The following is a 23,758-nucleotide window of genomic DNA, read 5'->3' on the forward strand; positions in this document are numbered from 1 at the left end:
CCGATCGAGGCATTGGACCCTTCATTATGAGACCGGGGCGGAACATCAACATCACCCCAGATTGACGTGCGATTAACCAAAAAAATCGATTACTCTCACAAAAGGAAAAAATCGCGGAATCCCTGCGAATCTGCTATAAAAATGAAACAAACATACAAACGATTGCAGGAGAGATGGATGGTTGATCAGGGTCGCACCGATCCCGCATCGGCGGGTTATGGAATATCCCCTTCTAATGGTGATGAAATTTCCGGTTTCATTCGGGCATTGCCGTTGGCGATCGCCTTTAGCGTGATATTGTGGGTGGTCGGCGTATTGCTGCTGCTATCGATCACGGGCAATTGAGGCGCGGATAATCGAGGAATGGGCGATCGGGCCAATCCGTAGCGGGTTGAGCCCTGCGCGGCCGAAATCTGCTGTCAGGCCCAGAAGCCGGCCAGCTGGCGCACCCATGCATCGGCGGCCGCGCGATCAGGCTCTTCATTGGCGTCGCCATAGCCGAACCATTCATCCTGCCCCACATCCTGCACAATGATGCCGTCGCGCCGGGCCAGCATCGCCAGCGATCGATAATAGACGCCATAGGTGACGCCCGGCTGCGGAATCAGCCAGGCGATCTGCCCGCGCACGGGTATGATGGTTTCATCCCGCCACAGCGCCCGCGCGCCATAGCCGGTGCAGTTGATGATCGATCGCTGTTTCAACCGGGCAAGATCGCCCGGCGCATGCAATTCCATCGGGACGATGCGCCCGCCCGCCATCAGGAAATCGCTGGTCAGATGATGCATCAGATCCGCGACGTTGAAGGTCAGCGACGATGTGCGCCGGACGAAGGCGGGACGAAAAGGATGACTGCCGGGCGGCAGATCAACGCTGCGCGGCGTTAGGTCGGCCAGACGCTGATCCAGATGCAGGAAATCGTCGCGCCGCGCCGCCGTTGACGCGGGCGGCGCATCATCCCGCCGCCGGCCGAAGGGCGTGTCGGACAGGATGTAGCGATCCGTCCATTCGATCGGATCGCCCGCCAGCCCCAGCAGGCTTTGGAAATAGGAAAAGGATGACCGCGCCATCCCCTCCCAACGATCGGCAAAGCCCGGATCGACCGCGCCCGCCATCGCCACCCGGCTGTCGGGCGACCAGGTGCCGGTGGCCCGCGCCGAGCGCACGAAAGGAAATTGCTCCTTTGCATAGATGGTGACGCTGGCGCCGGCGCGCTGGGCGGTGAGTGCGGCGGTGAGCCCCAGTGCGCCGGCGCCGATCACCGCCACATCGCGCACGCCATCCGCCAGCGCCAGCGCGACCGCCCGCTCCGCCGATCCCCAGCTCAAAGACCAGCCGCTGCCGCCATGGCCATAATTGTGGACAACCCGCTTGCGTCCGACCTCTTCCGTCTCGATTCGCGGACCGGCGGCGCGGAAGGGACGCAGACATACGGTCGTGCGAAAAATACGGTCTGGCGTGGCGCGTATCGGCTCCACCCCGGCCAGCGGATCAAAGGCGGCCCGCGCACCGCCCGCCAGCGTAAGAAAACCCGCGCCGCCTGCCGCCCCGCCCAGAAACGCCCGCCTGTCCATGCCGCCCTCCCGATGGTCGCGCCCCTGATGGAACGAAGCAGCCCGGCATAGCCGCAAGCAGGGAGCAGTGAAATCATCCGCCGTCGTGTCGCGCGGCAGGGGTTGCCCTGCGCCAGCGAATGGCTGATGACGAGGCCCATGCCTGCGCTGCGCCCCGAACGCTCAATCGTCATCCTCCTGCTTGCGCTGGTGGTCGTGGTGACGGCGGTAGGCGGCACATTCTGGCTTTATCGCGGCCAGCAGGCGGAAATCGCCTGGGTCAATCACACGTTGCGGGTGGAAAACCGGCTGTCCATGCTGCTGTCGCGCGTGCTGGAAGCCGAAAGCAGCCAACGCGGCTATATATTGACGCGGCAGGATGATTTTCTGGCGCCCTATCAGGATTTTCGCATCCACTGGCGCAGCGAATGGCGTGCGCTGCGCGCCGAGGTCCGCGATAATGGCCCCCAGGTGGAGGCCGTCGATACGCTGGGCCGGATGATCGGCAGACGCATGGATCTGCTCCAGACAGGGATCGACCGGCGGCGCGCTGGAAAATCCCTGCCCGAGCAGGCCTTCTACCCCGGACTGGCGCTGACCGCACAGTTGCGCGCCCATGTCGCCCATATGAAGGCGCGCGAAGAAGAGCTGTTGCAGCGGCGCAGCATCGAAGCAGGCCGGCTGAGCATCATGGTGACGGCGGGCCTGGCGCTGAGCGCGGCGATGGTCATCATATTGGGCCTGCTGGCGCTGCGCACCGCCCAGCGCCGCATGACCGAAGCCTTGCAGAGCCGACAGGCGCTCAGCGACGCGCATGATCGACTGATCATGGAGGTGGAAGAACGGGAAGCGGCGCAGGCGCAGCTGCGACAAGTGCAAAAGATGGAATCGATCGGCCAGTTGACCGGCGGCATTGCGCATGATTTCAACAATATGCTGGCGATCGTCATCGGATCGCTGGACATGGCGCGGCGGCGGCTGGGCGAAGGCGGCGATCCCCGCGTGATCAAGGGCATCGACAATGCGACAGAAGGCGCGCAACGCGCCGCGCAACTGACCGCCCGGCTGCTCGCTTTCTCACGCCAACAACCGCTCGATCCGCAACCGACCGACGTCAACAAGCTGGTCGGCGGCATGTCCGAATTGCTGCGTCGCACCATTGGCGAGGATGTCCGCGTCGAATCCGTGCTGGCCGGTGGGCTCTGGCGCGCCAGCATCGACGCAAACCAGCTGGAAAGCGCGATCCTGAACCTGTGCGTCAACGCCCGCGACGCCATGCCGGGCGGCGGGCGCCTGACGGTGGAAACCGCAAATGCGCATCTGGACGACGGCTATGCCGCCGGCCATTCCGACGTGACGGCCGGCCAATATATCATGGTGTCCGTCACCGACACCGGCACCGGCATGCCCGCGCATGTCGCCGAGCGCGCCTTCGACCCCTTCTTCACCACCAAGGGGGTGGGCAAGGGCACGGGTCTGGGCCTCAGCCAGGTCTTCGGCTTCGTCAAGCAATCGCGCGGGCATGTGAAAATCTATTCGGAGCCTGACGAAGGCACCGTCATCAAGATTTATCTGCCGCGCCATTATGGCGTGGAAACTGCGCCGGACCATGCCGCCCCGATGGCCGACAGCCTGCCCCGCGCGCAGGGCGAGGAGATCATCCTGGTAGTCGAGGATGAAGACCGGGTGCGCCATATGTCGGTCGATTCGCTGCGGGAGCTGGGCTATACGGTGGTGCAGGCGTCGGATGGCGAACAGGCGCTGGAGATGCTGGCGATCCAGCCGCGCATCGACATGCTGTTTACCGACATCGTCATGCCCGGCATCAATGGCCGCCAGCTGGCCGACCGGGCGAGCGCGCAGCGGCCGGGGCTGAAAGTCCTCTACACCACCGGCTATACCCGCAACGCCATCGTCCATAACGGCATGCTCGACCCCGGCCTCGCCTTGCTCGCCAAGCCCTTCACCTTTGATCAACTGGCGAAGAAGGTGCGGCAGGTGCTGGATGGCGGCCCGGCGGAATAGCAGGCCGCCGGGCGACGCTTGCCCCGCTAAACGACCGGAGTCAGCAGCGGTTGCCCTGCGAAATGCGCGTCCAGATTGGCCAGCACCAGATCGGCCATCGCCTTGCGCGTGTGGACGGTGGCGCTGCCCTGATGGGGTTGCAGGACCACATGGTCCATGGCGAACAGAGCCTCTGGCACCTGCGGTTCGTTGACGAACACATCGAGGCCGGCGCCGGCAATGCGCTTGTCGGCCAGGGCGGCGACCAGAGCATCCTCGTCGATCACCCGGCCGCGACTGATGTTGACGATCACGCCGTCCGGCCCCAGCGCGTCGAGCATGGCGGCGTCGACGAGCTTGGCCGCTTCCGGCCCGCCCGACGTGGCGACGATGATGACGTCGCTCTGCTGCGCGAAGTCCAGCCCGTCGGAAACATAGCGGTAGGGTGCATCCGCTGCCTCGCGCCGGTTGTGATAGAGGATTTCGCCCGCCACCGGCTCCAGCCGTTTCGCGATGGCGCGGCCGATGCGGCCAAGACCCAATATGCCGATGCGCGATCCCGTCACCCGGCCCGACAGAGCCGGCTTCACGCCGCGCGCCCAGTCGCCCGCGCGCACCATCCGGTCGTTGGCGGCGATATTGCGCACCGTGGCATAGAGCAGGCCAACGGCAAGGTCGGCAACATCGTCGGTCAGCACGTCGGGCGTGTTGGTGACGCGGATGCCGTTCGTGCGGGCATGATCGACATCGACCTTGTCATAGCCGACGGAAAACAGGCCGATCATCTCCAGCTTCGGCAGCGCGTCCATAATCGCGGCCGGCGCACCGACCGACCCGAAGCTGACCAGCGCGCGCGCTTCGCGCACATCGGCGGGCAGGGCCGACAGGTCGGCGTCGGCTGCCACCGCATGGACGGTGAAGCGGCGCTCCAGTTCCTGCTTCAGATAAGGGTAAAGGGGGCCATAGGCGACGATCGGGGGAAGTCTGTTTTCACTCATGCGGCCTATCTAGGCATTGCGCGCCCGCTCTGCCAGATTGACAGCGCCCCGTCCCGGTCCTAGCCCGGCCCGACCATGGCCAGCGTCCCCATCAGCGAAGACAGCCGTTTCGGCCTGCGTCGGCAGGCCCGCCTTGCCGGTCCCCTGCGTCTGTCGAGCGGCGCGCAGCTTGGGCCGGTCGACATCGCCTACGAAACCTATGGGCAGATGAATGCGGATAAATCCAACGTCATCCTGATCTGCCATGCGCTGACCGGCGACCAATATGTGGCGTCGGACCATCCCGTTACTGGTAAGCCGGGCTGGTGGTGGCGGCTGGTGGGCGAAGGCAAGCCTGTAGATCCGGCGCGCCATTTCATCGTCTGTTCCAATGTGATCGGCAGCTGCATGGGGTCGTCCGGTCCGGCCAGCCTCGATCCCGTCACCGGCGATCCGCATGCGATGCGTTTCCCGGTGCTGACCATTGCCGACATGGTGCGGGCGCAGGCGCTGCTGCTCGACCATCTGGGCGTGGATCGTCTGTCGGCCGTCATCGGCGGATCGATGGGCGGCATGCAGGCGCTGACCTGGCCCACTTTGTTCCCCGACCGGGTTGAAAGCTGCGTCGTCATCGCCTCGACCGCCCGCCACAGCGCGCAGAATATCGCCTTCCACGAAGTCGGGCGGCAGGCGATCATGGCCGATCCCAACTGGCGCGGCGGCGACTATTATGCCGACGGGCAGGTGCCGAGCGCAGGTCTGGCCGTGGCGCGGATGGCGGCGCATATCACTTATCTGTCCGAAGCGGGGCTGACCGAGAAATTCGGACGCCGCTTGCAGGGGCGGGACGCGAAGACCTTCGGCTTCGACGCGGATTTTCAGGTGGAGAGCTATCTGCGCCATCAGGGGCTCAGCTTCGTCGATCGGTTCGACGCCAACAGCTATCTCTACATCACCCGTGCGATGGACTATTATGACATTGCGGAGGACCATGGCGGATCGCTGGCCAAGGCGTTCACCGCCACCAGCGCGCGCTTCTGTCTGGTCAGCTTCGATACCGACTGGCTGTATCCCACGGCGGAATCGCGGATCATCGTCCATGCGCTCAACGCATCGGGTGCGCAGGCCAGCTTCGTGGAGCTTTCCAGCCCGTTCGGCCATGACGCCTTCCTGCTGGAATGCCCGGAGTTGAACCGGGTGGTGGACGGCTTCCTGCGCGGCGGCCGGGCATGAGCGAGACTTTGCGCCCCGACCTTGCCCTGATCGCGCGGACGGTGCGGCAGGGCGCGCGCGTGCTGGATGTCGGCTGCGGCGACGGCGCGCTGATGGCGGCGATGCGCGACAGCAGTCAGGTGGACGCGCGCGGGCTGGAGCTGGACGGCTCCAACGTCGCGGCGGCGGTGGGGCGTGGCCTGTCGGTGGTACAGGGCGATGCCGACACCGACCTGACCTACTATCCCGACGCCAGTTTCGACTATGCGATATTGAGCCAGACGCTCCAGACGACCCGTCGCCCCGACAAGGTGGTGGAGGAATTGCTGCGGATCGGGCGGCAGGCCTTTGTCTCCTTCCCCAATTTCGCGCACTGGCGCGGGCGGCTGTCGCTGATGTGGGGCGGGCGGATGCCGGTGACGCGGCTGTTGCCCGACACCTGGTATGACACGCTGAACATCCATCATGTGACGGTGGACGATTTCCGCGCGCTGGTGAAGGAACGGGGCTGGACGATCGACGGCCAGTGGTTCCTGAAGGGCGACAAGGAAACCACCCATGCGAACGCCAATCTGTTCGCCGAACATGCGGTGTTCCTGCTGCGGAAATAACGATCAGGCGAGCGCGGTCAGTCGCTCGCCCACCATCCGCAATTCCGCCACGAAGCGCGCCTGCTCCTCCGCCCGACGGGCCGCGTCGGGCAGGCGCAGCAGGTAGCTGGGATGCACCGTGACCCAGCCTTCCGCGCCGTCCGACAGCGGGATCGGCGTGCCGCGTGTCGCCCCGATCGTCACCGCCTTGCCCAGCATCGCCCGCGCGGCGGACGCTCCCAGCGCCACGATGAGGCGCGGGCGGACAAGGGCGATCTCCTGTTTCAGCCACCAGCGGCACGCCTGTATCTCGCCCGCATCCGGCGACTGGTGCAGCCGCCGCTTGCCCTGCCGTTCGAATTTGAAATGTTTGACCGCATTGGTGACATAGGCGCGGGACCGGTCCACCCCCGCCTGCGCCAGCGCCGCGTCGAACAATTGCCCAGCCGGCCCGACGAAAGGCTGGCCGGCCAGATCTTCCTGATCGCCCGGCTGTTCGCCGACGAACATCAGCGGCGCGTCGATCGGCCCTTCGCCAAACACCGTCTGCGTCGCCGGCCCGTGCAGCGAGCAGCGGGTGCAGCCCATCGCGTCGTCACGCAGCGCCGCCCATGCGGTCGCAACATCCTCCGGCCGGCGGGGCGCGACTGACGTTGTCGCAATCATCGCCGCCTCGCGCGCCTGCGCCCCGGCGATCAGGTCGGGGATCAGCGCCGCTTCGGGCAGATTGCGCCAGTATTTTTTCGGCATTTCGGACAGCATCGCCCCGGTCTTCAGCCGGGCGGGATTGAAGATGGCGGCATAATAGCCTTTCCACAGCGCCTCGACCGGGTCGCCATCGGGCGCGTCCGATCGCCGCGCGCCCGATCGCCGCGCGCCCGGCCCTTCGTTCAGCGTCTCGCCATTCCAGTGGATGCTCAACTCCGGCGTCAGGATCGACCAGCGCATCGATGCGAAGCGGCGGACGAAGAAGCCGGCATTGGCGCGCGTGATATGATGCTCCGGCTCGAACCAGGCGACGAAGCGCGCGCCATCCTCATCGGCCATTTCGCGAAAGCGCACAAATGCGCGCATCTTATGGATGTCGCGCCGCACCGCCTTGGCCAGCGCATCGATCCGGCGCAGCAGCGGATCAGCCCGATCCTCCATCAGCCCCGGCCGGTCGCGCAGCCGCCACAGCAGCGCATAGAGCAGGGCGAACCGCTCGGGGGCGCGATGCAGGATCGCCATCTGCGCCAGATCGACAAAGGCGCGCGGCACCGAAAAGGCGGCGCGCATCGGATCGGGCGGCAGCGGATCATGGCCGAACAGGTCGCCCGGCGCGTCGCCGACCTGCCAGACGATCTCCGCCGGATCGACGCCCGCCACAGCCAGCCGTCGCGCCGCCGCGCGCCAGCCGTCGAAATCGTCCGGCGCGCTTAACGAGACGCGATGCATGGTATGTAAGGGTGAGGGCGGAGAGTCAGCTCTCCGCCTGCGCCCGCTCCAGTTCGGCCGGCTTGCGCTTGGCGAACAGCTTGCCCAGCTTCTCTTCCTCGACGGCGCTCAAATCCTGCGCGGCATCGGGGAACATCTCTTCCTCTTCCTCCTCGATATGATGGAGGTAGCGCTTCTTCATCTTGTCGAATTCGCGGCGCCAGGCTTCGCCATTGAACTTGAGGTCGCTCAATTCCTCCAGATAATCGTCGATTTCCTTGTGTTCCGAAACGCTGTGCTGCGCATCCTCGCGCAGGTCCGGGCGGGATAACATGGTGGCGTAGAGCGTCTCTTCCTCGGCGGCGGCATGGGCGCTCACCTCCACCTTGAACTGTTCGAACAGCTTTTCCAGCCGATCCTCGTCCTTGTCCCGGTCCGCCTGCGCCATCTTGTCGAACAACAGGCGATGGGCGTCGTGATCCTGTTTCAGCCGGTCGAAAATCGTCGCATTGGCCATGGTCGCTTCTCCTCTTTCGCGGGGAGACAACGACGCAGAATGCAATTGGCTCCGGCGCGACGGCCGGGCGGCGATCAGCCGAAGAGGAAGCGGTAGATGATCGCGACGGGAATCCACAGCAGCGCGCCGACGATGCTGGCCGCCCACAGCTGCGCCACATCCCGGCGGAAGCGCAGGGCCAGGCCGCCTTGCGACAGGCCGCCCTGTTCCAGCATCTGCCAGCGATGCTCCAGCCCGCGCGCGGCCACGGCATAGCCGCCGATTGCGATGATGACGCCCAGATGCAGGACCAGCGATCCGCCCATTTTTGCGACGATGCCGATCTGGGCCAGACAGAAGACCACGAGCGCGGCGGCAAGATGGCTGCTGATCCGCTTGGCAAAGCTCTTGCGCGGTTGCGTCCTGCTGCCCAGTGCCGTCGCCAAAACCAAAAACTCCCAATGTGGCCCTGAAGCCACGATTTCACGATCGTTCCCATCGATCAACCCAAAAATGGCGCTTATGCGAACAGATCGAGCTGTTTTGCCGGCGGGGCCAGCCGCGCGCGCAAATCGGCCCGGTCGGTCAGCGCCAGCGGACGCCAGTCGGCCGCGATCAGGAAGGGGCGCAGCTTCACGATCGAGGTGGTGAGCCGCGCCACATCCTCCAGCCGCAGCCGGCGCTGGCGGCGGCTCGTCAGGATGCGGTCGACCGCCTTCACCCCCAGCCCCGGCACCCGCAGCAGCGCCTCCCGCGGGGCGCGGTTCACGTCCACCGGAAAGATGGCCCGATGGTTGAGCGCCCAGGCCAGCTTGGGATCGATGTCCAGCGGCAGGCATCCGGTCGCATGATCGGTTGCCGCTGCAATCTCCCGCGCTTCATAGCCATAGAAGCGCATCATCCAGTCCGACTGGTAGAGCCGATGTTCGCGCATCAGCGGCGGGCGCTTCAATGGCAGCACCGCGCTGGGCGAGGGAATGGGCGAGAAGGCGCTGTAATAGACGCGGCGCAGCCGGTGCCGGTCATAGAGGCTGCTGGCCCGCGCGATGATCGCCCGGTCGTCGGCGGCGTCCGCGCCCACGATCATCTGCGTCGACTGGCCGGCCGGGGCGAAGCGCGGCGCGCTCTTATATTTGCGCCTTGCGTCCTGCCCATCCTCCATCTCGGCGCGCAGATGCCGCATCGCGCCCTCGATCCGGCCGCCATCCTTTTCCGGCGCCAGCCGCTTGAGGCCGGTTTCGGTCGGCAGTTCGACATTGATCGAGAGACGGTCGGCATGCAGCCCCGCCAGCCGCAGCAGTTCCGGGTCGGCATCGGGGATGGTCTTGAGGTGGATATAACCGCGAAAATCATGATCCTGCCGCAGCGACCGCGCGACCTCAACCATCTGCTCCATCGTGTAATCGGACGATCGGATGATTCCGGAGGAGAGAAACAGCCCTTCGATATAGTTGCGGCGATAGAAATTGAGGGTGAGATCGACCACCTCCTGCGCGGTGAAGCGCGCGCGGCGCACATCGCTCGACCGGCGGTTGATGCAATAATGACAGTCGAAGATGCAGCTGTTGGTGAGCAATATCTTCAGCAGCGATATGCACCGGCCATCGGGGGCATAGGCATGGCAAATTCCCATCCCTTCGGTCGACCCGATCCCCTTGCCCCCGCGACTGTCGCGCTTCGCCGTGCCCGATGACGCGCAGGACGCATCATATTTCGCTGCATCGGCCAGGATTTCGAGTTTCTGCCGGGGGGAAAGCTGGGCCATATGTTCCTGATATGTTCAGAAAATGCGCCTGTCCATAATCTCGATCAGGACTGCACCAAGAGACAGGGTGTTCAAAACAGGCGACGCCGGACAGCAGGTTGGAGCGCAAGCGATGATCCTGCCGCTTTGCCTTTGCCGCCAAAGCCGCTAAAGCCCCGCGCCATGACACAGACAGCTGCAAAACCCGCCCCCAAGGACTGGATTCTCGGCATTCACGCCTATGTGCCGGGCAAGGCCGCGACCGATGACGGCCGCCCGCTGATCAAGCTGTCCGCCAATGAAAATCCACTGGGCACTGGCGCGGCCGCTCGCGCGGCGCTGGTCGCGGCCACCGCCGACCTTGCCACCTATCCCGATCCCGGCGCGGCGAAGCTGCGTGAGGCGATCGGCGCCGCCCATGGCCTGGACCCCGCCCGGATCATCTATGGCACCGGATCGGACGAACTGCTGCATATCGCCGCCAGCGCCTATGCCGGGCCGGGCGACGAAGTGCTGTTCGTGCGCTACGGCTTTTCGGTCTATGACATCGCCGCGCGGCGCGTGGGCGCGACCCCGGTGGAGGCGCCCGACGCAGATTATGCGACCGATGTGGATGCGCTGCTGGCGGCGGTGACGGAAAAGACCAAGGTCGTCTTCCTTGCCAATCCCAATAATCCGACCGGCACCATGACCAGCCGGGAAGAAATTGCGCGGCTGCACGCGGGCCTGCGCCCCGACATATTGTTCGTGCTGGATCAGGCCTATGCCGAATATCTGGATGCGGATGAAGATGATGGCGGCCTGGAACTGGCGCGGACCGCATCCAATGTCTTCGTCACGCGCACCTTTTCGAAGATTTACGGCCTTGCCGCCGAACGGATCGGCTGGGGCTATGCCAGTGCGGATGTGATCGACATCCTCCACCGCATCCGTGCGCCGTTCAACGTGACGACGGCCGGACAGGCGGCGGCGATCGCCGCGATCGCGGATACCGACTGGGTCGACGCCAGCCGCGCCCATAATGCGCAGTGGCGCGAATGGCTGGCGGGCGAGGTCGCATCGCTGTCCAACCATGGCCTGCGCGCGGTGCCCAGCAAGACCAACTTCCTGCTGATCCTGTTCAACGGCACGCTGACGGCCGAGGCGGCGATGAAGGGGCTGTGGGACGAAGGTTACGCTACCCGCTGGCTGCCCGGACAGGGGCTGCCCAATGGCCTGCGCATCACCATCGGTACGGAAGAACAGACCCGCGCCGTCGCGGCCAAGCTGCGCGCCATGGCGGAGACGGCCTGACGCCATGCTGCCCTTTGCGCGTGTCACCATCATCGGCCTGGGGCTGATCGGATCGTCATTGGCCCGTGCGATCCGGGCCGACATGCCGACCGTGCGGGTCACGGGATATGACGCCGATCCGGCAGTGCGCGACACCGCCCGGCGCATCGACCTGTGCGACGACATTACCGACACCGCAGGCGCTTCGGTGACGGACGCCGATCTGGTGGTGCTGTGCGTGCCGGTGCGCGCCATGGGTGCGGCGGCGGCGGAGATTGCCGACGACCTGCCCGTCGACGCGATCGTCAGCGATGTGGGTTCCTGCAAGGCGGATGTGCTGGCGCAGCTGAACGCTGCGCTGCCGGGGCGGACCATCATTCCCGCGCATCCGGTGGCGGGGACCGAAAATAGCGGGCCGGAAGCCGGCTTCGCCACGCTGTTCAAGGGCCGCTGGTCGATCGTCACCCCGCCGGCGGACGCCGACCCGATCGCCGTAGAGCGCGTGGCCGAGCTGTGGCGGCGCGTGGGCGCAGACGTCGAGATGATGGACCCGGCGCATCATGATCTGGTGCTGGCGGTGACGAGCCATTTGCCGCACCTGATCGCCTACACCATCGTCGGCACGGCAAGCGATCTGGAGAATGTCACCCAGAGCGAAGTGATCAAATATTCGGCCGGCGGTTTTCGCGACTTCACCCGCATCGCCGCGTCGGACCCGACCATGTGGCGCGACGTGTTCCTGGCGAACAAGGATGCGGTGCTGGAGATGCTCCAGCGCTTTTCGGAGGATCTGTCGGCGCTTCAGCGGGCCATCCGCTGGAATGACGGGGACGCCCTGTTCAACCTGTTCACCCGCACCCGCGCGATCCGCCGGTCGATCATCGAACAGGGGCAGGATGACGCCAAGCCCGACTTTGGCCGGTCACACTGACGCAAAGCGTCCTGAACCCGGTCAGTTCAGGGCGTTGATCGCGGCATGGACGCGGGCTTCGGCCTCCTTGCGGTCGAGGCCGACCGGCACGATTTCGCCGACCTTGTAGGTGATGGTGCCCGCCCGCTTCATGAATTTGCCGCGCGGCGACACCCGGCCGCTGTCGATGGCGATCGGCACGACCGGCAGGCCCAGCAGGCTGTAGAGACCGGCGAAACCGGATTTGAGCGGCGGCGATTCGCCATGGGGCACGCGCGTCCCTTCCGGGAAGAGGCAGATGGCGCGTCCCTGCGCGATCCGGTCCTTCGCCGCCGCCCTCAGGGCGCGCAGCGCGCTGGCCCCGGCCGTCCGCTCGATCGGGATCAGGCCATAGCGGCGGGCGATCTCCCCCCAGAGCGGAATATCAAACAGCTCCCGCTTGGCGCCGATCGCCGGCCGATCGAACAGGCATAAAATGTCGATCGTCTCGAACATCGATTCATGCTTGAAGATGTAGAGATAGGGGCCTTGCGGCAGATCGCCTTCCACCACCACCCTTTGCCCCAGCAGCCAGCGCACGCACCAGCGATGATAGCGGCTCCAGGCGGTGGCGACGCCCTGCACAAAGGTCGGCGCTATCCACGCCGTCGCCAGCGCCCACAGACAGAAGAATAAAGTGCCGCTGTAGAAAAGCAGCATGAAAAGGAGCGAGCGCAGGATCGTAAGCATGGAATGCCGCTGTCAGATGCCGACCAGCGCTGCAACACGGCGCAGCAGATATTTATTATATTCGCGCATCAGCATGGTCAGGCTGGGGCGGCTGGGCACCGCATCATAGACCAGCGTGACGCGGCCGGGCAGCGCCTGCCGCAGCTCCAGCGCCGAGCGGCGCATATGCCAGTCGGTGGTGATCAGGCGCACCGTCTTGTAATCGCGCCGTTCCAGCCAGCGCGCCGTTTCGATCGCGTTGGAGCGGGTGTCGATCGCTTCCCGCCCCAGCGTGATGCAGCAGGCGAAAAGCTGTTCGGGCGTCTTATATTGTGCGGCCAGTTCGACCGGGCGAACCGACCGGTCGACGCCGGAAATCAGCATCCGTTTCGCCGCGCCATCCTGCAACAGGGCGATGCCCCGATCGATCCGCCCCGCCCCGCCGGTCAGCACGACGATGGCGTCGGTCTGCCGCCCGTCGAGCGGCTGGGGCAGGAAAATCGCAAACCACGCAAAGCCGAGCATCCAGGCCAGCAGCGTAACGGCAAAAAGGCGCACGATCATAGGGATCGCCCCAGCGCGCGCAGCACCGTCCAGCGCGCCGTCAGCGTCGCCAGCAGAACGCCCAATATCGGCAACAGCGCGAGGATGATCCAGCTGCGCGTATCGAGGCCCACGGCGCCCAGCAGGTCCGATCCCATCGCCGACAGCCGCAAGCCGATGAGGATGATGACCAGCAGGGCGAAGGCGAAACCCAGCGCACTGCCCAGAAAGGCGTCGAGGCCGATGCGGCGCTGAAACAGGCGGGCGATCTGCACATCGGTCGATCCCATCAGATGCAGCACGTCGATCGTGCCGCGATGGCTGTCATGCGCGCCGCGCGCCGCCAGCACCACAACCGCGCCGGTCGCCAGCACCATCAACAGCACCACCCCGGCCGCCAGCCAGCCCAATGCCGTCAGCAGGCCGGCGAGCGGGAGCAGGAAGGCTGCGTGCGGTTCGATCCGCAATTTGGGCGACAGGCCGGCCAGCTGGCGGCGAAGACGATCGACCTTGGCGTCCGTGTCGCCCGGCGTGAGCATGACGTCGATCAGCGCGGGAACCGGCAGGTCGCCGCTGCTCGCCGCGTCGCCCAGCCAGGGGCGCAGTTGATCGGCCAATGCCGCCGGATCGACCGGATCGGCGGCGCGCACGCCCGGCGTCTGGCGCAGGGCCTGAAGCGCCTGGGCGGCCAGGCGATCGCGCGCCGGCGCATCCGCCTCCACCACCTGCACGCTGGCGCGACCGGCAAGGTCTGCGCTCATCGACCGGACGGCCGCGCCCAGGCCCAGCCCGGCGGCGGCGGACAGCACCGTCAGGAACATCATGATGGCGATGATCCAGGGCATCGGCCCCGCCACCCGCCCTTCGGGCAACAGGCGGTTGCGCGCCGCCACGGCGGCTTTCCGATTGGCGCGGCCCGCCATCATTGGCGGTCGTCCTGCGATCGGGGCGGATAGCGCAGCGTGCCGGTGGGATCGGCCAGCCGCCCCTTGTCCAGCTTCATCATCTGCGCGCCCTTCACCTGCGCGATCAGCGGCAGATCATGGGTGGCGACGACGATGGTGGTGCCCAGACGATTGAGCGCTTCGAACAGGGTCATCAGGCGGCGGGCCATGTCGGAATCGACGTTGCCGGTCGGTTCGTCCGCCACCAATATTTCCGGCCGGCCGATCACCGCGCGGGCGATGGCGACGCGCTGCTGCTCCCCGCCCGACAGGGTCGCCGGCCGGGCCTCGCCGCGATCGCCCAGCCCCACCCAGTTGAGCATTTCGGACACCGGCGCGTCGATGGCGCTTTCCTCCATACCCGCGACGCGCAGCGGCAGGGCGATATTGTCATAGGCCGACAGATGCGGGACGAGACGGAAATCCTGAAAGACGACGCCGATGCGACGGCGAAAGCCGGGCAGCCGGTCGCGCGGCAACGTCACCACATCCTCCCCGAACAGCCGGATCACGCCGCGACTGGGCCGCTGGGCCAGATAGAGCAGCTTCAGCAGCGACGTCTTGCCCGCGCCCGACGCGCCAGTCAGAAAATAAAAGCCGCCATTGGCGAGCGAGAAGCTGACGTCGGACAGGGTTTCACTGTCCAGACCATAGCGCAGGCCGACATTTTCGAACTGGACGATGGCCGACATAGGTTGTGATGTTGCGCTGGCGCGCTCCCTGCTTCGCGAAGCCGCAGCCATGGCACAGCCGGCGGGCCGCCGTAAAGCCCGCCCCGCGCGATCACGCGAGTCGCGCCCCTGCTGTTGCCGCTTGCGCGCGAGTCCCTGCCATGCCTAATAAGCGGAATGATCCTGGTGTGCCCCAATTGCGCGACCCGATATGTCGTGCCCGACAGCGCCGTAGGTCCAAATGGCCGCCAGGTCCGTTGCGCCGCGTGCAAACATAGCTGGTTCCAGGAACCCGCGATCCTGCCGACGCGCGAGGATGCGACGCCAGCGCCCGTGGTCGAGGCGCCGGCCACGCCACCGCCGCCAGCCCCCCCGCCACCAGCGCCGCCGCCTCCCCCGCCCGAACCTGCGCCCGTCGCCGAACCGGAAGCGCCGGCCGCAATCGTTGCGCCGCCGGAAGAGGCGATCGCGGAAGAAAAGGAGGCGACCGAACCGCCAACGGCCGCGCCGACCGACTATCGGTTCGATGACATCTATGCCGGTGCGCCGACCGCGCCAGTCGAAGAGAGCAGCTTTGCCGCGCCGGTGCCGGTCAAGCGCCGCCGCAACATGCTCAAGCTGTGGACCTGGGCGGCGGCCGGCTTCTTCCTGGCGGTCGCAGCGGCAGGCGGCGCGCTCTATTATTTCGGGCCGCCGGCCTGGATGGTGGCGATGGGGATCGTGCCCGAAGAAGGCGATCCCGACCTGCTCTTTTACCTGTCCAAGCCGGCCGAGCGGCGCAAATTGCCGACCGGCGAGGAATATTTCGCCTTTGGCGCGCGCATCGTGAACAGCGGGCAGCAGGTGCTGCCGGTGCCGCCGGTGCTGGTGCAGTTGCGCGACCGGCAGAACCGGCTGGTCTTCAGCTGGACCACCAAGGCGGACAAGACGCGCCTGAAGCCGGGCGAGGAAGCGTCGATCAACGAAAGCCGGATCGACATTCCCAAAAATGCCGAGAATCTCTCGCTGACCTTTGTGCGATAGGGGACTCGGTCAGGGATAGCTGACCGTCTTTGGGCGTCCTTGCGGGATCGGGATAAATTCCTGATCGTCGCCGGGAATGAGGGGGAAGCGCATCGCGTCCCAATCTTCCCGCGCCTGCATCAGCCGGTCGGGCGTTGAGGCGACGAAGTTCCACCAGACATGGCGCGGTGAAGTGAAGGCTTCCCCGCCGCACAGCACGACCCGGCCGCCATCCACGCTCATCAGCGTGGCCGATGTGCCGGGGCGCAGGACATAGAGCGTCTGGGGGGCGAGCAACATCCCGTCGAGCGCGGCGTCGCCGCCCGAGACATAGAGGGCGCGCTCGTCCGCTGACGGATCGATGGCGATGCGGCCGCCCGGCGCGAGCTGAATGTCGGCATAGATGGTCTGGGCGTAGGTGGTGACGGGCGAGGTGACGCCCCAGAGCGATCCCATGATGACGCGGGCGCGGGCCGATCCGTCCTCGATCACCGGCAGGCCGCCTTCGCCGACATGCTCGAACGCGGGGTCCATTTCCTCAAAGCGATCGGGCAGGGCGAGCCAGGTCTGGATGGCCGAGAGCTTCGAGAGTTTGGCGCGATCTTCGTCGGGCGAGCGTTCGCTATGGACGATGCCCTTGCCCGCGGTCATCAGATTGACCGCGCCCGGCTCGATCAGTTGCTCCGTGCCGAGCGAATCGCGATGGAGGAAGCTGCCTTCATACATATAGGTGACGGTGGCGAGGTTGATGTGCGGGTGCGGGCGCACGTCGATCCCCTGCCCCGCGCCGATCTTCGCCGGGCCGGCCTGGTCGAAGAAGATGAAGGGACCGACCATGGTGCGGCCCTTTACCGGCAGCGACCGATGCACCTTGAAATCACCCAGATCATGGGTGGTGGGCGTGATCGCCTGAAGGATCAGATCGTCGGGATGCATCAGGCTTCGCCAGGCGCGCGCGCCTTGATGGCGAGGGCGTGGACCTTGTCGCGCAGCAGATCGGCCAGCGCGGCATTGACCATGCGCTGGCGGGCGACGCGGTTCTGGCCGGTGAAGCGATCGGCCACGATCTCCACGGTAAAATGGCTTTCGCCCGATCCGTCATGGCCGGCATGGCCGCGATGCTTTTCGCTGTCATCGATGACGGCGAGATGAGCGGGCGACAGGGCGGCGCGCAGGCGCGCGTCGATTTCGGTGGCGACAGGGCCTTTGAGGTCGGTGGTCATGTCCCCTATATAGACTGCTTTGCCGGCATTTCATCAGGACGATCTTGAGCAGCGACCCTTTCTCGACCCGACGTTTCAACCGTTTTCATGGCCGCGTGGAAAGCGAACGGCCCTGCGCCGTGCCGGGCTGCCCGGAACCGGGCGAATTTCGCGCGCCGCCGCCGGAGGGCAGCCGGTCCAATCATGAAGGGCCGCAATGGCGCTGGCTGTGCCTGGACCATGTCCGCGCCTTCAACCAGGGCTATAATTTCTTCAGCGGCATGACCCCGGACGAGATTGCCGCCGCCCAGCGCCCCTATGCCGGGTGGGAGCGGGAGACGCGCGCCTTTTCCAGCAACGCCGCCAGCCCGCCGCCGCGCTGGGCCGATTTTTCCGATCCGCTCGACGCCATCGGCGCGAAGTTCAAGGAGCGCGTCGCCAAGGCGCGCGCCGACAACCAGATGCGGCAGGATGGGAAATTTCTGTCCCACGAAGATCGCCGCCAGATGAACGTAATGGGGCTGGAGATCGACGCCGATCGCAAGGCGTTGCGCGCGCGCTACACCGAATTGCTGCGGCGCTATCATCCCGATCATAATGGCGGGGATCGCAGCCATGAGTCGGCGTTGCAGGGCGTGATCGAAGCCTATGGTCATTTGCGCAAGGCGGAAGCCTTCGCTTAGAGTCCGTTTGGAAAATGCGCGAAAGAGCGCATTTTCGTTGCGGCGCCGGCCTACTCCCCCACCCGGCCACCCATCAGGGTGCCATATCTGGGTGGCCGGGTGGGGGAGTGGGCCGGTGCGGATGCGCCAGAGGCGCATTTTCAAATAAACTCTAACTTCGCACTTTTCCCGCCGAATTTGGCATTTTACTACAAAGCCCCGACATTTTCTTACAAAATCCTGTTATGATGGCGATGATAAAGAGCGTGCCGCAAACGGCGCAAGCAGGCCGGGTGCGCGATCGTTATCCTGCCATGGCGGTCCTGGATAGGACAGGCCGTCCCCTTGCGCCGGGCCGGCCGCGCTGCCATAGCGCGCGGCCCTTCCAGACCGGAGACTGATGATGCAACAGGACGCACGCGCGCTGGGCCTGGATTTCGGCACGACCAACAGCGTCGCCGCGCTGGCGAGCGGCGGGGAGTCGCAGCTGGTCAGCTTTGCAGGCAAGGAGGCGACAGGGGAGGTTTTCCGTTCGGCGCTCTGCTTCTGGCATGACAGCGACGTGAAGGGCGGCATGGCGCATGAGGCCGGGCCGTGGGCGATCGCGGAATATCTGGAATTTCCCGAAGACAGCCGTTTCCTGCAATCCTTCAAGTCGGTCGCCGCCAGCCCGATCTTCGAAACCGCCAATGTGTTCGAGAAACGATTCCGGTTCGAGGAACTGGGGCAGATGTTTCTGGGCAAGCTGATAGGCCATGCCGGCGGCGCGCTCGACCGGCGACCCGAACGGATCGTCGTCGGCCGGCCGGTCGAATATGCCGGCGCGCGGCCCGACGAGGCGCTGGCGCGGCAACGCTATGACGCGATGTTCGCCGGCTTCGGCAGCGAGGTCCATTATGTCTATGAACCGCTGGGCGCGGCGTTCAGCTATGCCAGCCGCCTGACCGAGGCGGCCACCATCCTGGTCGCCGACTTTGGCGGCGGCACCAGCGACTTTTCGCTGGTCCGGGTCGAGGCGCCCGGCGCGGCGCGGCGCTGCGTGCCGCTGGGGTCGGTCGGCATCGGGCTGGCCGGCGACAGGTTCGACTATCGCATCGTCGATCATCTGGTGTTGCCGATGCTGGGCAAGGGCGGCAGCTATGAGAGTTTCGGCAAGACGCTGGAGATACCGCGCAGCTATTTCGCCGATTTCGCCGACTGGTCGCGGCTGGCGCTGATGCGCAACCGGCGGACGATGGATGAACTGGCGCGGTTGAAAAAAGCCGCGCACGATCCGGTCGCGATCGGGCGGATGATGACCGTGATCGAAAAGGAGCTGGGCTATCCGCTTTATGACGCGGTGGGGGCATTAAAGCGCGCTTTGTCCGACGCGGACAGCGCCACATTCCGCTTTTCGGGCGGCGGGATCGAGATCGAGCAGACGGTGTCGCGCGCCGATTTCGAAGGCTGGATCGCGCCCGACATCGCCCGGATCGAGGAGACGGTGGACCGGGCGCTCGCCAAGGCCGGGGTGACGGCCGACGCGATCGACCGGGTGTTCCTGACCGGCGGCTCGTCGCTCATCCCCGCGATCCGGCGTGTCTTCCATCAGCGGTTCAGCGAGGATCGAATCGCGACCGGGGGCGAACTCACCTCCATCGCCCATGGCCTGGCGCTGATCGGCGAAGAAGCCAATTTGGAAGAATGGGCAGCTTGATCCCCGAACGAACTGCCCCCACTGTATCGACACGCCCTTTGAATCTGGGTTAGGGCGCGAATGAATCGCAGAAAGATGACTTGCCCGATGACCGATATTTCCAACGTCCAGCCTGACACCCGCGCCGAAACGCTGCTGGAAGCGCCCGACCGCGAAGTGGATGCGCGCGAAATCTTCGGCGTCGACGTCGATATGAAGGTGCCCGCCTTTTCCGAAGCGGACGAGCGCGTGCCCGATGTCGACCCCGCCTATGTGTTCGACCCGGACACCACGCTCGCGATTCTGGCGGGCTTTGCCTATAATCGCCGCGTCATGGTGCAGGGCTATCATGGCACCGGCAAGTCGAGCCACATCGAGCAGATTGCCGCCCGCCTGAAATGGCCGTGCATCCGCATCAACCTGGACGCGCATATCAGCCGCATCGATCTGGTCGGCCGCGACGCCATCGTGTTGCAGGACGGGCAGCAGGTGACGCAGTTCAAGGAAGGTCTGCTGCCCTGGGCGTTGCAGCGCCCGGTCGCCCTGGTGTTTGACGAATATGACGCCGGCCGGCCGGACGTGATGTTCGTGATCCAGCGCGTGCTGGAGACGGACGGCAAGATGACGCTGCTCGACCAGAATCGCGTTATCCGCCCGAACCCCTATTTCCGCCTGTTCGCGACCGCCAATACGGTGGGTCTGGGCGATACTACGGGCCTGTATCATGGCACGCAGCAGATCAATCAGGGCCAGATGGACCGCTGGAACCTGGTGGTGGCGCTGAACTATCTGCCCGCCGCGACCGAGGCGCAGGTGGTGCTGGCCAAGTCGGGCGAATATGATCATGAGGGCGGCCGCAAGGAAGTCGAGAATATGATCAAGGTCGCCGAACTGACGCGGCAGGGCTTCATCAACGGCGACATCTCGACCGTCATGTCGCCGCGCACCGTGATCAGCTGGGCGCAGAACGCGCTGATCTTCAAGAATGTCGGCTTCGCCTTCCGCCTGTCCTTCCTCAACAAATGCGATGAGGCGGAACGGGCGCTGGTCGCCGAATATTATCAGCGCGTGTTCGGCAAGGATCTGCCCGAAAGCGTGGCGAGCCGGGCGAACTGAGCGCGCGATGATCATCGTAGAGCGGATCGACCCGACAGGGGGGACCGCCCACCGGATCAGCATCCGCGGGCATGAGATGATTGCGGACATGTCCGCGCCCGACGGCCATGACGCCGGGCCGGACCCGCATGACCTGTATGACAGTGCGCTGGGCGCGTGCAAGGCGATGACCATGCTCTGGTATGCGCAGCGCAACGGCATTCCCGTGGAGAATATCCATGTCGGCGTGGTCCGCGACGCGAGCGAGGAGCGCAAGGGCGTCTACAAGCTGACAACCCGCATCGCGCTGACCGGGGCAATGACCGACGAACAGCATGACAGACTGATCGCGGTCGCCGCCAAATGCCCGGTCCACAAGCTGATGAGCGAGGTGGAGACGCAAATCGAAACGATCGCCGTGCCGCGCGTTGGCGATCCCGAAAGGCGGTGAGCGACTCCGCTTCCCTTGATCCGGCGCGCCGGCCGCTGGCCAGCGCATTCAACCTGCGCGATTTCGGCGGTCATATGACGACGGATGGCCGCCAGGTGAAGCGCGGGATGCTTTATCGTTCCGGCACGATGGCGCTGTTGTCCGAGGCAGACGCCAATCAGTTGCGCGCATTGGGCATAAAGGCGATCTGCGACTTTCGGCGCAGCAATGAACGCAAGGCGGAGCCTACGGCGTGGCATGGGGCAGACGTGGATTATTATTGCCGCGACTATCGGGAAAGTAGCGGACTGCTGGGCGATATGTTGCGGCGTGACGGCGCGACAGCGCAGGACATGCGCGACGCGATGATCGCGCTCTATCGCGTGATACCGGCGGACCACGCCGACTCTTATCGCGCCATGTTTGACCGGCTGCTCGACGGACGCCTGCCTCTGTTGATAAATTGTTCGGCGGGCAAGGATCGTACCGGCGTGGGTGCAGCGTTGATCCTGGCGACGCTCAATGTCCCGCGAGAGGCGATCTTGGCGGATTATCTGCTGACGAACCTGCACGCTGACTGGAACTGGCTGCTGGGGCAACGCGACACGCTGATGGCGCGGATGCATCTGTCGAAGGCGGAAGCGCTGACTCCTGTGCTGCGCGCCGAGACGATCTATATGGAGACGCTGTTCACCACGCTGGATGAACGGCATGGCGGGGTGGATGGCTATCTGGACGCGCTGGGCATGAATGCCGCCAAGCGCGACACATTGCGTGGGATATTGCTGGACTGATGACCGAACGATCACCCATCGACGCCTTCAAGGATGTGCTGTCCGGCACGGCGCGCGCCATCACCCGCGACATGGAAGTGGAGGTCGGCTTTTCCGCCGATACGCCCCATGCCGCCGGCAAGGCGATCAAGGTGCCGACGCCCGGCCGCGCTCTGCCCGCCGATCAGGTGGCGCTGGCGCGCGGCTTTGCCGATGCCTATGCGCTGAAAATGCGGCATCATGACGCGAAGGTCCATGCCGCGACCGCCCCGTCCGAAGCCGTGGCGCGGGCCGTATTCGACGCGGTCGAGCAGGCGCGGGTCGAGGCGATCGGCGCGCGGGCGATGGAGGGCGTGCGCGCCAACCTCAATCACGCGCTGGACCTGCGGCTGAAATCCGACGCGATCCGGCGCGCGCGCGCCGCCGATGAAGTGCCGCTGTCGACCGCATTGGCGCTCAAGGTGCGCGAGCGGCTGACCGGACAGGCGATCCCCAAGGATGCGGCGCCCGGCGTTGCGATGATCGACCAGTGGATCGAGGACAAGGCCGGGGCCGATCTCGATTCGCTGATGCTGGCGATCGACGACCAGCGCGCCTTCCAGAAGCTGACGACGGCGATGCTGGAGCATCTCCAACTGATCGACGCCGATGTGCCGCCCGACACGGAAGAACCCGAATCGCAGGATGAGGGCGAGGATGAGGAGCAGCAGCAGGAAGAGGGCGAAAGCGGCCAGGACGAGGCCGGCGACAGCGACATGAACGCCGAGGCGCGCGCCGAGGATCAGGGCGGCGACACCGAAGAGGGCGAAACCGACTATAGCGAGGATTTCGACGCCGACAGCGACGAAGGCGCGGACGATATGGGCGAGGAAGGCATGATGCCGGTCCGCCCGAACCGGCCGATGTCCGACCTGCCGCCCGGTTTCGACTATAAGCCCTATACGACCAAGTTCGACGAGGTGGTCAGCCCCGAAGATCTGTGCGACGAGGATGAACTGGTGCGGTTGCGCGGCTTCCTGGACCAACAGCTGGTAAGCTTGCAGGGCGCGGTGACGAAGCTGGCCAACCGGCTGCAACGCCGGCTGATGGCGCAGCAGTCGCGCAGCTGGGACTTCGATCAGGAAGAAGGGATATTGGACGCGGCGCGGCTGGCGCGGATCGTGATCGATCCCACGCGATCGCTGTCCTACAAGATCGAGCGCGACACCGAGTTCCGCGATACCGTCGTCACGCTGCTGATCGACAATAGCGGGTCGATGCGCGGCCGGCCGATCAGCATCGCGGCGATCAGCGCCGACATCATGGCGCGCACGCTGGAGCGGTGCGGGGTCAAGACCGAGATTTTGGGCTTCACGACGCGCGCGTGGAAGGGCGGGCAGAGCCGCGAGCAATGGCTGGCTGCTGGCCGTCCGCCGATGCCGGGGCGGCTCAACGACCTGCGCCACATCGTCTACAAGAAGGCGGACGATCCCTGGCGGCGGGCGCGCAAGAATCTGGGCCTGATGATGCGCGAAGGGCTGTTGAAGGAAAATATCGACGGCGAAGCGCTGCTTTGGGCGCATAGTCGGCTGATCGCACGGCACGAAGAACGGCGCATCCTGATGGTGATTTCCGACGGCGCGCCGGTGGATGACTCCACCCTGTCGGTCAACAGCGGCACCTATCTGGAGCGGCATTTGCGGCAGGTGATCGACTGGATCGAGAACCGGTCGCCGGTGCAGCTGGTGGCGATCGGCATCGGCCATGATGTCACCCGTTACTATCGCCGCGCCGTGACCATCATGGACGCCGAACAGCTGGGCGGCACGATGGTAGAGCAACTCGCAGGCTTGTTCGACGAAGATTAGGTCGGCCCGCCGCTCCGCCCAGGCGGGCCGGC

Annotated in this window: 25 protein-coding genes; 13 read left to right on the top strand and 12 right to left on the bottom strand. The window is 65.5% G+C overall.

Annotation, left to right across the window (positions count from 1 at the left end):
• Window positions 1-177: 177 nt before the first annotated feature.
• Window positions 178-345 (top strand): hypothetical protein, encoded by a 168-nt coding sequence (locus tag ACFOKF_RS16920; protein ID WP_380797131.1) that lies wholly within the window; start codon window positions 178-180, stop codon window positions 343-345.
• Window positions 346-419: 74 nt separating this feature from the next.
• Here ACFOKF_RS16920 and ACFOKF_RS16925 read toward each other — a convergent pair whose 3' ends face one another.
• On the bottom strand, window positions 420-1,574 hold the full coding sequence (locus ACFOKF_RS16925) for an FAD-dependent oxidoreductase (protein WP_380797132.1): 1,155 nt from the start codon (window positions 1,572-1,574) through the stop codon (window positions 420-422).
• Between the two features lie 138 nt (window positions 1,575-1,712).
• Between ACFOKF_RS16925 and ACFOKF_RS16930 the strand changes: the two genes are divergently transcribed.
• A complete protein-coding gene (locus tag ACFOKF_RS16930; RefSeq protein WP_380797847.1) occupies window positions 1,713-3,578 on the top strand; it encodes a CHASE3 domain-containing protein in 1,866 nt (621 codons plus the stop codon).
• A 26-nt stretch (window positions 3,579-3,604) separates the two neighbouring features.
• Here the strand turns inward: ACFOKF_RS16930 and ACFOKF_RS16935 are convergent, their stop codons facing one another.
• The gene (locus ACFOKF_RS16935) at window positions 3,605-4,555 is read right to left on the bottom strand and encodes a 2-hydroxyacid dehydrogenase (protein WP_380797133.1); all 951 of its coding nucleotides are present in this window, start codon (window positions 4,553-4,555) and stop codon (window positions 3,605-3,607) included.
• 75 nt (window positions 4,556-4,630) lie between these two features.
• Between ACFOKF_RS16935 and metX the strand changes: the two genes are divergently transcribed.
• On the top strand, window positions 4,631-5,767 hold the full coding sequence (gene metX, locus ACFOKF_RS16940; protein WP_380797134.1) for a homoserine O-acetyltransferase MetX: 1,137 nt from the start codon (window positions 4,631-4,633) through the stop codon (window positions 5,765-5,767).
• The gene (gene metW / locus ACFOKF_RS16945) at window positions 5,764-6,357 is read left to right on the top strand and encodes a methionine biosynthesis protein MetW (RefSeq protein ID WP_093016978.1); all 594 of its coding nucleotides are present in this window, start codon (window positions 5,764-5,766) and stop codon (window positions 6,355-6,357) included. Before metX ends, metW begins: the two co-directional genes overlap by 4 nt.
• Before the next feature lie 3 nt (window positions 6,358-6,360).
• Here metW and ACFOKF_RS16950 read toward each other — a convergent pair whose 3' ends face one another.
• The 4 genes from ACFOKF_RS16950 to ACFOKF_RS16965 all read right to left on the bottom strand — a co-directional run bounded on the left by ACFOKF_RS16950 (window position 6,361) and on the right by ACFOKF_RS16965 (window position 10,013).
• A complete protein-coding gene (locus tag ACFOKF_RS16950; RefSeq protein WP_380797136.1) occupies window positions 6,361-7,773 on the bottom strand; it encodes a UdgX family uracil-DNA binding protein in 1,413 nt (470 codons plus the stop codon).
• Window positions 7,774-7,798: 25 nt separating this feature from the next.
• Window positions 7,799-8,269, bottom strand: coding sequence for a hemerythrin domain-containing protein (locus ACFOKF_RS16955; RefSeq protein ID WP_380797137.1), 471 nt, complete (start codon window positions 8,267-8,269; stop codon window positions 7,799-7,801).
• A gap of 74 nt (window positions 8,270-8,343) precedes the next feature.
• A complete protein-coding gene (locus tag ACFOKF_RS16960; RefSeq protein WP_380797139.1) occupies window positions 8,344-8,694 on the bottom strand; it encodes a hypothetical protein in 351 nt (116 codons plus the stop codon).
• A 74-nt stretch (window positions 8,695-8,768) separates the two neighbouring features.
• Complete coding sequence (locus ACFOKF_RS16965; protein WP_380797140.1) at window positions 8,769-10,013, bottom strand: putative DNA modification/repair radical SAM protein; 1,245 nt, start codon at window positions 10,011-10,013, stop codon at window positions 8,769-8,771.
• Between the two features lie 162 nt (window positions 10,014-10,175).
• On the opposite strand from ACFOKF_RS16965, the gene hisC reads away from it, so the two are divergent.
• Window positions 10,176-11,285, top strand: a complete 1,110-nt coding sequence (hisC, locus tag ACFOKF_RS16970) for a histidinol-phosphate transaminase (protein ID WP_380797142.1) — start codon at window positions 10,176-10,178, stop codon at window positions 11,283-11,285.
• Window positions 11,286-11,289: 4 nt separating this feature from the next.
• The gene (locus tag ACFOKF_RS16975; RefSeq protein WP_380797143.1) at window positions 11,290-12,195 is read left to right on the top strand and encodes a prephenate/arogenate dehydrogenase family protein; all 906 of its coding nucleotides are present in this window, start codon (window positions 11,290-11,292) and stop codon (window positions 12,193-12,195) included.
• A gap of 21 nt (window positions 12,196-12,216) precedes the next feature.
• On the opposite strand, the gene ACFOKF_RS16980 is transcribed toward ACFOKF_RS16975, so the two are convergent.
• The 4 genes from ACFOKF_RS16980 to ftsE are packed head-to-tail and all read right to left on the bottom strand — an operon-like array spanning window position 12,217 to window position 15,061.
• Window positions 12,217-12,903, bottom strand: a complete 687-nt coding sequence (locus tag ACFOKF_RS16980; protein ID WP_380797144.1) for a lysophospholipid acyltransferase family protein — start codon at window positions 12,901-12,903, stop codon at window positions 12,217-12,219.
• Between the two features lie 12 nt (window positions 12,904-12,915).
• Window positions 12,916-13,446 carry a YdcF family protein gene (locus tag ACFOKF_RS16985; RefSeq protein ID WP_380797145.1) on the bottom strand — a complete coding sequence of 177 codons (531 nt, stop codon included), beginning with the start codon at window positions 13,444-13,446 and terminating at the stop codon, window positions 12,916-12,918.
• Entirely contained in the window at window positions 13,443-14,348 is a 906-nt protein-coding gene (locus ACFOKF_RS16990; protein WP_380797849.1) for a cell division protein FtsX, read from the bottom strand. Before ACFOKF_RS16990 ends, ACFOKF_RS16985 begins: the two co-directional genes overlap by 4 nt.
• On the bottom strand, window positions 14,348-15,061 hold the full coding sequence (ftsE, locus tag ACFOKF_RS16995; RefSeq protein WP_380797147.1) for a cell division ATP-binding protein FtsE: 714 nt from the start codon (window positions 15,059-15,061) through the stop codon (window positions 14,348-14,350). The genes ACFOKF_RS16990 and ftsE overlap by 1 nt, the downstream gene beginning before the upstream one ends.
• 156 nt (window positions 15,062-15,217) lie before the next feature.
• On the opposite strand from ftsE, the gene ACFOKF_RS17000 reads away from it, so the two are divergent.
• Window positions 15,218-16,063, top strand: coding sequence for a zinc-ribbon domain-containing protein (locus ACFOKF_RS17000; RefSeq protein WP_380797149.1), 846 nt, complete (start codon window positions 15,218-15,220; stop codon window positions 16,061-16,063).
• Between the two features lie 9 nt (window positions 16,064-16,072).
• Here the strand turns inward: ACFOKF_RS17000 and ACFOKF_RS17005 are convergent, their stop codons facing one another.
• Both ACFOKF_RS17005 and ACFOKF_RS17010 read right to left on the bottom strand, forming a co-directional pair.
• On the bottom strand, window positions 16,073-16,978 hold the full coding sequence (locus tag ACFOKF_RS17005; protein WP_380797151.1) for a pirin family protein: 906 nt from the start codon (window positions 16,976-16,978) through the stop codon (window positions 16,073-16,075).
• Window positions 16,978-17,265, bottom strand: a complete 288-nt coding sequence (locus ACFOKF_RS17010; RefSeq protein WP_380797153.1) for a BolA family protein — start codon at window positions 17,263-17,265, stop codon at window positions 16,978-16,980. The genes ACFOKF_RS17005 and ACFOKF_RS17010 overlap by 1 nt, the downstream gene beginning before the upstream one ends.
• A 44-nt stretch (window positions 17,266-17,309) precedes the next feature.
• Here ACFOKF_RS17010 and ACFOKF_RS17015 point away from each other — a divergent pair, with 44 nt between their 5' ends.
• The 6 genes from ACFOKF_RS17015 to cobT all read left to right on the top strand — a co-directional run bounded on the left by ACFOKF_RS17015 (window position 17,310) and on the right by cobT (window position 23,726).
• Window positions 17,310-17,927: a DnaJ domain-containing protein gene (locus tag ACFOKF_RS17015; RefSeq protein ID WP_380797154.1), complete on the top strand. Its 618-nt coding sequence runs from the start codon at window positions 17,310-17,312 to the stop codon at window positions 17,925-17,927.
• A gap of 382 nt (window positions 17,928-18,309) precedes the next feature.
• A complete protein-coding gene (locus ACFOKF_RS17020) occupies window positions 18,310-19,602 on the top strand; it encodes an Hsp70 family protein (RefSeq protein WP_380797850.1) in 1,293 nt (430 codons plus the stop codon).
• An 87-nt stretch (window positions 19,603-19,689) separates the two neighbouring features.
• Entirely contained in the window at window positions 19,690-20,697 is a 1,008-nt protein-coding gene (gene cobS / locus ACFOKF_RS17025) for a cobaltochelatase subunit CobS (RefSeq protein ID WP_380797155.1), read from the top strand.
• 7 nt (window positions 20,698-20,704) lie between these two features.
• On the top strand, window positions 20,705-21,127 hold the full coding sequence (locus ACFOKF_RS17030) for an OsmC family protein (RefSeq protein WP_380797157.1): 423 nt from the start codon (window positions 20,705-20,707) through the stop codon (window positions 21,125-21,127).
• Entirely contained in the window at window positions 21,124-21,900 is a 777-nt protein-coding gene (locus ACFOKF_RS17035) for a tyrosine-protein phosphatase (protein ID WP_380797158.1), read from the top strand. The genes ACFOKF_RS17030 and ACFOKF_RS17035 overlap by 4 nt, the downstream gene beginning before the upstream one ends.
• Window positions 21,900-23,726, top strand: coding sequence for a cobaltochelatase subunit CobT (gene cobT / locus ACFOKF_RS17040; protein ID WP_380797160.1), 1,827 nt, complete (start codon window positions 21,900-21,902; stop codon window positions 23,724-23,726). Before ACFOKF_RS17035 ends, cobT begins: the two co-directional genes overlap by 1 nt.
• The last annotated feature ends 32 nt before the right edge of the window (window positions 23,727-23,758 follow it).

It is taken from the genome of Sphingobium rhizovicinum, assembly GCF_042647625.1.
Lineage (GTDB): Bacteria > Pseudomonadota > Alphaproteobacteria > Sphingomonadales > Sphingomonadaceae > Sphingobium > Sphingobium rhizovicinum.